Here is an 8,160-nt window from a genome sequence, read left to right as displayed (position 1 = left end):
AGTCCCCCAGTTCCGCCTCCGGTGGGTCGGGTCCCGACGCGACGAGCGCGCCGGCTGCCGAGTCCTCATCGACCCCGGAGGCCAGCCCCTCCGCAGCAAGCCAACCCACGTCGACCGCGCACGCCAACCAGTCCACGGCAAGCCAACCTACGTCGACCGCGCGGGCCAGCTCGGCCACGGCGAGCACGTCCGGCGCGGCCGGTCTGCCGGACGCCACCCGCGATGAGGCACCCGAGGCGTCCAGCCAGGCGCGCGACCTGACGCCCCTAGCGGCGGTGGACGCGTGCTCGGCGGGGCGGGTGGTCGGCAACGTGGGGGCGAATCTGGTCTCGATCGACGTGGCCACTGCGACCATGACGCGGCTCACCAACCTGTCCGAGAGTCAATTCCCCGGAGTGGTTGTCCCCTCGGGACAAAGCGGTGCCGATTTCGCGCAGATTTACAGCATGGACGTGAACACCGACGGAACGCTGGCGCTTCTTGCCTGGCGCGACACGTCGTACCGGCTGAACCTCTCGACGGTCAACATTGCCGGGGGAACGGTGACGAATAGGCAGTTCACCTACCTGGGGGACGCCTCCTATCGCGGCGGCTGGAACTCCTTGGACCAGAAGTTCTACTACACGCTCGGCAATGTGCTGTACGCCTACAACCCGACGACGATGTCCAACGATCCCTTGGGCACCATCACCAGTGCGGTGTCCTCCCAGGCCCTCTACGGGGGCGGGGATCTCTACTTCGACCGGTCGGGCAACATGTTCCTCGTCTCCGCCCAGACCGGGGCGACGAGTTCGCTGTTCCGGGTGGACGCGGCACAGATCGCCGCCCGGACGCTGGTCGCCACGAAGTTGGTGGACCTGGTCGGCATCCCGGTCAATGCGCAGACGAACGCCAACGGCGTCGCTTTCGCCTCCGACGGCTACCTGTACGTGTCGGTCAGCACCTCCGGAGACGCGCAGTTGCTGAAGATCGATCCCTCCTCGGGCGCCCAGATCGGCGCGACGCTCACCCTCAACAGCCCGGGCGGGGCGATCCCGGCCAAGGTCGGCGACCTGGGCAACTGCGTCAGCCCCCGAACGCTGACGGTCGTGAAGAACATCGCCGGCCGGGCGGTGGCCGCGGACCAGTTCACGGTGCGTCTCCAATCGGGTAACAGCACCCAGAGCGCGACCACCATCGGCTCGACGCTCGGGCCGCAGACGGCCACCCAAGTCGGCCCGGCACCCGTGATCCCCGGCAACGCGTACGCGCTGTCTGAGCTCCCGGGCAACACCGGCACGCGGCTGGCGCGCTACGACACGAGTTGGCGATGCACCGCCGCCGTCACCGGTGCCGTCGTGGCGACCGGTACCGGGACCAGCCTCACCTTGCTCTACCCGGCCGATTCCGTCTCCAACGGCGCGATCACCTGCACCGTCACGAACACGCCCGTGGCGGCGACCCTCACCGTGCAGAAGCAGTGGGTGTTCGCGGGCCCCGGCATGCCCTCCGGGACCATCCCGAACTCGGGTCTGGGGGCGGCGCTCCAGGCGGCCGGGTTCGGCGCCGACGCCGTCGCCTCGAGCATCACCGACGTCACCCTCAACGGTGCCGGGGTGACGAGTCCAGGCTGGGGAGGCGCCCTTGCGGCATTCCGGTCCGACACGGTCGGCGTCACCGAGACGGTGACCTTCCGGGGTGCGCTTGCGCAGTGCTCCTGGCAGCAGGAGGCCACGGTCGCGACCCTGACCTCTGGCTCGGTGGCGACCACGAGCACCACCACCAGCCAGACCTTCACCGGGACCCTGGCTGCCGGGGCGCAGACCCTGACGGTGACCAACCGGGTCGTCTGCACGCGACTCACGTTGGCCAAGCAGGTCGACAACACCGCGGCCGGGACGTCCAGTGATGCCCTGCAGCCGTCCGCCTGGGGCGGCAAGCTCCGCGCCGCGCCGATTGTGGGGGGCGCCTCGATCGCGAGCCAGTACGTCAACGGCGGCTTCGTCGGGCAGTACGTGACCGCCGGCACCTACCAGTTGAGCGAAGACCTGGTCGCCGGGTACGCCCAACAGGCACTGACGTGCGTCGCACTGCCCGGCGGAACCCCGGTCGCGGTCACCGCGCAGGGCAGGCTGACGCTGACCGCGGGGCAGGACGTGACCTGCACGTTCGCCAACGCGGCTCAGCGCGGCCAGGTGACCTGGAGCAAGCGGGCCGAGGGCGGAGGCGCCGACCTGCCGGCCGGGTCGGCGTGGCGGATCGACGGGCCGGGCGGACAGCAGTTCACCGTCGCCGATTGCGTCCTGGCGCCCTGCACCGGGGCCGACCAGAACCCGGCCGTCGGGGCCTTCGCCGTCACGGGCCTGGGGTGGGGGGCCTACACGCTGAACGAGACCGTCGCGCCGCCCGGCTACGTGCGGAACAGCACCCCGATCCCGTTCACGGTGGGGGCCGGGGATACCCCGGGGTCGGGAGCCCTCGTCGCCGTCGGGGTGGTGCTGAACGCGACCGCCCCACCCGTCGTCCTGCCGCTCACCGGGGGTCAGGGCGCCGACGGATACCTGCTGGTGGGCGGGGCGCTGCTAGCGCTGGCTCTCGCCGCCGGTGCGGCGGTACGACAGCGGGTCCGGCCGGCGCGCCGCCCTCGCCCCTGACGTCAGCGCTTCAGGCGGGATCGGCGTCGAACCGCTCCCGCGCCGCGAGGATGTCGGCCATGTGCGAGGTCGCCCAGTCCTCCAGCGCCCGCAGGGGGGCGACGAGTTCGCGTCCGGTGGCGGTGAGTTCGTACTCCACCCGCGGAGGGACCTCCGGATACTGGGTGCGCGTCACGAGGGAGTCGCGCTCAAGGGTCCGCAGAGTCTGCGTGAGCATTTTGAAAGAGATGCCGTCGACGCGCGCCGCGACGTCCTTGAAGCGCAGCGGTCCCTCGGCGAGCGCGCCCACCACGAGCACCGTCCACAGTTCGCCGATCTCGTTGAGGAGGCGACGCGAGGGGCAGGCGCGGTGGTAGGGGTCGAAGGCCTCGTCCGTCATCGTGTCACTCCTCTCGGCGTACGGCCACGGCTGAGACTACCGGCGTGCGAGGGCGGCTCTTCGCCGGGCCCCGCACGCCGGCGGCGCTCACGGCAGGACGACGAATCCGCCCGCCGTCTGGCCGCCCATGGCGAGGGCGATCTGCAGGGCACCGACGGCCTCCAGCTGGACGGCGCGCTTCAACGCTCCCGCGTCCGCCGCGCGAAGGCCTGCCGCGACGATGATCGCGGACAGTGCGCTCTTGGCCTCGTCGTCCCCGGCGAGCAGGACGGTGGTCGGCGCGTCGCCGGCGACGCCGCTGGCCAGCGTCGCGGCGAAGTTGGTGTTGAACGCCTTGACGACGGCCGCGCCGGGAAGGCGGGTGGCCAGTTCCGATGCGGCGGAGGATCCGGGCTCCAGGACGGAGTCGAACGTCGCGAAGTCGATCGGGTTGCTCGGATCGACGACGACCTTCCCAGCGAGCCCCTGCGGGTAGGCGGCCAGCACGTCGGCGTAGGCCGGGTAGGGGAGGGCCAGGACGACGATGTCGCCGGTGATGGCGTCTCCGATCGTGCCCGCGGTGACGCGCGGGTCGATGGCGGACGCCTTGGCGGCGTCCCGGGCCAGGACCTGAACGGGCGCGCCGGCCTTCAGCGCGATCCCGGCCACGGCCGCCCCGATGTTGCCGGCCCCGATGACGGTGACCGATGCGATGGTGCTCATGTGGTGCTCCTTGACGCTCTCGCGAGCGCCGACTCCCGGCCTCGCTCTCCACTAGAGAGTAACACTCTGGAGGGGAGTGTCAATCCTTGTTGTGCGGCGGGAGATCGGATGCGCCACCGAGCCGCTGCCCGCCAGTGCCTCCGGTGTGCTTCACCGCTGAACGGGTCGAGCCGGACGCCGACGCGGCCGGGACCCTTGCGGGATCCCGGCCACGGGGAGGGCGACGACTGCGCGTCCCCTCGGGGGGTGGGTCAGACGCCTGCGGGTTCGCGGCGTCCCAGGCGGACCTTCTTGACCTCGCGCTCGGCGTCCAGGTCGGAGTCCTTGAAGCCGAAGTAGTACGTGAGCACGAACGACACCACCAGTGCCGCGGCCGACGCGATCAAGAAGCCGTAGAAACTCTGATCGAGGCCGGCGGGATTGATGAACGACGGGAAGCCGACGAACGCCCCGGTGAAGCCGTACATGTTGACGTTGAGCAGGCCGGTCAGCAGGCCGCCCACCGCGCCGCCGATGGACGCCGTGATGAACACCCGGCCGTACTTCAGGTTCAGGCCGTACATGGCGGGCTCGGTGATGCCGCAGAACGCGGAGATCGTCGCCGGTCCGGCGAGCGCCTTGATCTTCAGCTGCCGGGTCTTGATCCAGATGGCGAGCGCGCCGCCGCCCTGGGCGATCATCGTCGCGGAGACGATGGCGTTCAGCGGGGAGGAGCCGTCGGAGGCGATCTGGGCAGCGATCAGCGGGATGACGGCCCAGTGCAGACCGAAGATGACCAGGCACTGATAGAAGCCGCCGATGATCAGCCCGGCGATGGTGTAGTTCGTGCCCAGCACCCAGTTGATGCCGTTGGCGATGCCGCCGGACAGGAACATGATGATCGGGCCGAACAGGACCAGCACCAGCGTCGAGACGATGAACACCTCCAGCAGCGGGGCGAAGATCATGCGCACGACGGCGGGGATGTACTTCTTCAGGAAGGGCTCGATGCGGGCGGTCAGCCAGGCGGCCACGATGATCGGGAAGATCGAGTAGGCGTACGCGTTGCTCTCGGGAAGCGCGATCGGGATGCCGAAGAAGTCGGCGTTGAAGATCGTCGAGCCGATCTGGGCGTACACGTGGTACCCCTCGGCGTCCGGGTTCGCCATCGCCACCACCGACGGGTAGACGAGGACGCCGCCGATGATCGCCACGATGATCGGGTCCGAGCCGAGCCGCTTGGCGGCGGTGAACCCGACGATGATCGGTAGGAAGAAGAACATCGACGACGACATGGCGTCGATCAGGGTGTAGGTCGAGGACGCGGAGTCGACCACGTTGAACTGGGTGAGGATCGCCAGGATCCCCTTGAGGATGCCGGACGCGGCCAGCAGGCCGATCACGGGGATCATCGACCCGGTGTGACGCCGATCAGCGAGCTGAACCCGTGCTTCACCCAGCCGATCGCCGTCGTGGGACGCTCGACCTCGGGAGCGTCGGTCGCGTCGCCCGACGGGTCGCCGACGAGCCGGGTCACGGCGTCGTAGACGTCGACCACCTCGGCGCCGATGACGACCTGGTACTGGCCGCCCGCCTTGATGACGTCGACGACGCCGTCCAGGTCGGCGATGGCCTTGTCTTGGGCCAGCGATTCATCCTTGAGGTAGAACCGCACCCGCGTGATGCAGTGCAGGAAGCTGCGGATGTTGTCCTCACCGCCGACGCCCTCCACGATCTGGTAGGCCAGCTTGTCGAAGCCGGTCAGGTTCGCGGGCGCCTCCAGCGATACCGCCGCCGTGGCCGCCGCGGCGTCCGGAGGGGCGACCTCGGCGGCCCCCGTGGCGGGCTGCGCGTCGGGGGCGGGCAGCGTGACGGTGGCGGCGGCGTCCCCGGCGGTGACGGCGCCGCTGCGCACGTCCAGGGTGCCCCTGCGGCGGGCCAGGTTCGTGAAGATCACCATCGTCATGGCGGCCTTGCCCGCGGCGGTGATCTGCGCCAGATCCATGGTGCCGACCGGCTGACCGGCCTCGACCGCGTCGCCCTTGGTGAGGGTGAGGGCGAACGGCTTGCCCGCCAGCTCGACGGTGTCGATGCCCATGTGCACGAGCACCTCGACGCCCGCGGCGGTCTTGATGGCGAACGCGTGCCCCGTCTTGGCGACCATCATCACTGTGCCCGTGGCGGGCGCGACGACGGTGCCGTCGGTGGGATCGACGGCGAACCCGTCGCCCATCTTCTTGGAGGCGAACACCTGGTCGGGCACGTCCGCCAGGGGCACCAGCATGCCGGTGAGGGGCGCGACGATGCGCTCGGTCGGCTCGGGTTGGGTCATGTCAGATCTCCTTAGATCCGTCGGTGAGGAGCAGGGACTGTGCTTCGTAGGGACGCAACGTGATGCGGCCCTCGGCGATGAGCGGGTCGGGATGATTGCCGATAAGGACGCGGGCGGACGCGAACTCCGGCGGCAGGTCGAGGGTGGCGTCCTCGCCGTAGAAGTTGGCCAGCACCAGCAGGCGGTTCTCCCCGAGGCTGCGGGTGTAGCCCAGGACGCGGTCGTGGTCGTGGGCGTAGGCCTGCACGTCGCCCTCGGCGATCACCGGGAACTCCTTGCGCAGGGCGATGAGCCGCCGGTAGTAGGGCAGGATCACCCCGCCGTGCTCCTCGGCGGCCACGCTGATCGTGTCCTGGTTGGTGGGCGCCAGCCACGGCGTCCCGGTGGTGAAGCCCGCGTTCGGCCCGGGCGTCCACTGCATCGGCGTCCGGGCATTGTCGCGGGCCTTGGCGTGGACGATCGCGAACGCGTCCGCGGCGTCGTGCCCGGCGGCGAGCAGCGCGCCGTAGGCGTTGCGGGCCTCGACGTCGACGTAGTCGTCGATGGACGTGTAGGCCGGGTCGGTCATGCCGATCTCCTCGCCCATGTAGACGTACGGCGTCCCGCGCAGCAGGTGGATGACGGTCGCGAGCATCGTCGCGGACGCCTCGCGGTGACCGGCGGCGTCCCCGAACCGGTCCACGGCTCGCGGCTGGTCGTGGTTGTTCCAGAACAGGGCGTTCCAGCCGTTCCCGGCGGCCATGCCCTCGGCCCAGCCCATCAGCAGGCCCTTGAGGGCGGCGAAGTCGAACGGGGCCTTCGTCCACTTCTGACCGCCCGCGTAGTCGACCTTGAGGTGGTGGAAGTTGAACACCATCGACAACGGCCCGCCGTCCGCCCGGGAGTACTCGATGCAGCGTTCCAGCGTCGTCGACGACATTTCGCCCACCGTCACCGCGTCGGCGTCCAGGCCGTAGGAGGCGGCCTGGAGTTCCTTCAGGAACGGGACGACCAGGTTCCCGTCGGTGTACATGGCGCGGTCGTCGACGCCCGCAGGCGCCGAGGGAAGGTCGAACGGTTTGCCGATGAGGTTGATGACGTCGAACCGGAACCCCGTCACGCCTAGGCGCCGCCAGAAGTCGACCACGGCGGCCATCTCGCGGCGCACCGCCGGGTTGTGCCAGTTCAGGTCGGCCTGCTCAGGAGCGAACAGGTGCAGGTAATACAGGCCGGTGTCCCCGAACGGCGACCAGGCCGGACCGCCGAACTTCGAGGTCCAGTTGTTGGGGAGGCGCTCGTCGCGCCCGGCGCGCAGGTAGTAGAAGTCCTGGTATGCCGGGTCGCCTGCCAGGGCGCGCTGGAACCACACGTGCTGCGTCGAGGTGTGGTTGAGCACCATGTCGAGCATCACGCCGATGCCTCGCTGCTTCAGGGCGGCGACGAGGTCGGTGAAGTCGTCCATCGTCCCCATCGCCGGGTCGATGGCGTAGTAGTCGGCGACGTCGTAGCCGTTGTCGACCTGCGGGGACACGAAGAACGGGTTGAACCACACCATGCCGACCCCGAGCGAGGCGATGTAGTCGACCTTCTCGATGACGCCGCGCAGATCGCCCACCCCCGACCCGGTCGAGTCCCGGAACGACTTGGGGTAAATCTGATACACGCTGAGATCGCGGAAGCTCACGGTGGTTCCTCCTGTTCGACCACAACGTAAGGGTGCGCGTGGTGATCGCCTCCTCAGTTGCGTAGGTGCTTGCGTAACCGTTGCGCGCCACGCAACAGGGCGACGGGACGGGGTGGTGCCGCAGATTCTGTGGCACCTAGCACGCGGTGGACGTGTTCTGGCTACCGTGAGTATCGAAGGTCCGAACCGCCTCGGCACGGTCTCTCCCGCGCAGGTGACCAGCCGGGCCCCCGACGTTGTCAGAGCAGACAAAGGAACAGGCGATGGATACTTCGTCATCACTGGTGGACCTGATTGTGGGGGAGCTGAACGGCTCCGGCCTCTCCGATGAAGCACAACTGCTCGCGTACGCGGCAGTGGAAGGCGATGCCTCCTTCGAGCAAGCACTGGAGGGGAACGGGAGCCTCCCCGACGTAATGCTGACGGCGTCCGCGGTGGCGCCGGTCGGGGCCTACCTCACGAGCGTGAGCGT

8 protein-coding genes are annotated in these 8,160 nt (G+C 69.4%); 2 read left to right on the top strand and 6 right to left on the bottom strand.

Annotated features, from left to right (window positions below; genetic code table 11):
• Nucleotides 1–367: hypothetical protein (locus V7E09_RS13030; RefSeq protein ID WP_324523505.1), on the bottom strand; the 367-nt coding region annotated here is incomplete at its 3' end.
• Between the two features lie 79 nt (nucleotides 368–446).
• On the opposite strand from V7E09_RS13030, the gene V7E09_RS13025 reads away from it, so the two are divergent.
• Nucleotides 447–2,633 (top strand): SpaA isopeptide-forming pilin-related protein, encoded by a 2,187-nt coding sequence (locus tag V7E09_RS13025; protein ID WP_324523504.1) that lies wholly within the window; start codon nucleotides 447–449, stop codon nucleotides 2,631–2,633.
• A gap of 10 nt (nucleotides 2,634–2,643) precedes the next feature.
• Here V7E09_RS13025 and V7E09_RS13020 read toward each other — a convergent pair whose 3' ends face one another.
• The 5 genes from V7E09_RS13020 to V7E09_RS13000 form a co-directional block, all read right to left on the bottom strand.
• Nucleotides 2,644–3,012: a winged helix-turn-helix transcriptional regulator gene (locus tag V7E09_RS13020; protein WP_324510706.1), complete on the bottom strand. Its 369-nt coding sequence runs from the start codon at nucleotides 3,010–3,012 to the stop codon at nucleotides 2,644–2,646.
• Nucleotides 3,013–3,099: 87 nt separating this feature from the next.
• Nucleotides 3,100–3,714 (bottom strand): NADPH-dependent F420 reductase, encoded by a 615-nt coding sequence (locus V7E09_RS13015; RefSeq protein WP_324510705.1) that lies wholly within the window; start codon nucleotides 3,712–3,714, stop codon nucleotides 3,100–3,102.
• 251 nt (nucleotides 3,715–3,965) lie between these two features.
• Nucleotides 3,966–5,105, bottom strand: a complete 1,140-nt coding sequence (locus V7E09_RS13010; RefSeq protein ID WP_324510704.1) for a PTS transporter subunit EIIC — start codon at nucleotides 5,103–5,105, stop codon at nucleotides 3,966–3,968.
• A complete protein-coding gene (locus V7E09_RS13005) occupies nucleotides 5,102–6,025 on the bottom strand; it encodes a glucose PTS transporter subunit IIA (protein WP_324510703.1) in 924 nt (307 codons plus the stop codon). Before V7E09_RS13005 ends, V7E09_RS13010 begins: the two co-directional genes overlap by 4 nt.
• Nucleotide 6,026: 1 nt before the next feature.
• Nucleotides 6,027–7,688, bottom strand: coding sequence for an alpha,alpha-phosphotrehalase (locus V7E09_RS13000; protein WP_324510702.1), 1,662 nt, complete (start codon nucleotides 7,686–7,688; stop codon nucleotides 6,027–6,029).
• Between the two features lie 263 nt (nucleotides 7,689–7,951).
• On the opposite strand from V7E09_RS13000, the gene V7E09_RS12995 reads away from it, so the two are divergent.
• Nucleotides 7,952–8,160 (top strand): hypothetical protein (locus V7E09_RS12995; RefSeq protein WP_324523503.1); only part of this gene is annotated, 209 nt, incomplete at its 3' end.

The sequence above is a fragment of the Propioniciclava sp. genome, assembly GCF_036744435.1.
Classification (GTDB): domain Bacteria; phylum Actinomycetota; class Actinomycetes; order Propionibacteriales; family Propionibacteriaceae; genus Propioniciclava.
This window is presented reverse-complemented; position numbering and strand designations above follow the sequence as displayed.

Excerpts from the sequence above, each read along its gene's own strand:
- V7E09_RS13025 (WP_324523504.1), top strand. The coding sequence starts at position 447 with ATGGACGTGAACACCGACGGAACGCTGGCGCTTCTTGCCTGGCGCGAC.
- V7E09_RS13020 (WP_324510706.1), bottom strand. The coding sequence starts at position 3,012 with ATGACGGACGAGGCCTTCGACCCCTACCACCGCGCCTGCCCCTCGCGT.
- V7E09_RS13015 (WP_324510705.1), bottom strand. The coding sequence starts at position 3,714 with ATGAGCACCATCGCATCGGTCACCGTCATCGGGGCCGGCAACATCGGG.
- V7E09_RS13010 (WP_324510704.1), bottom strand. The coding sequence starts at position 5,105 with ATGATCCCCGTGATCGGCCTGCTGGCCGCGTCCGGCATCCTCAAGGGG.
- V7E09_RS13005 (WP_324510703.1), bottom strand. The coding sequence starts at position 6,025 with ATGACCCAACCCGAGCCGACCGAGCGCATCGTCGCGCCCCTCACCGGC.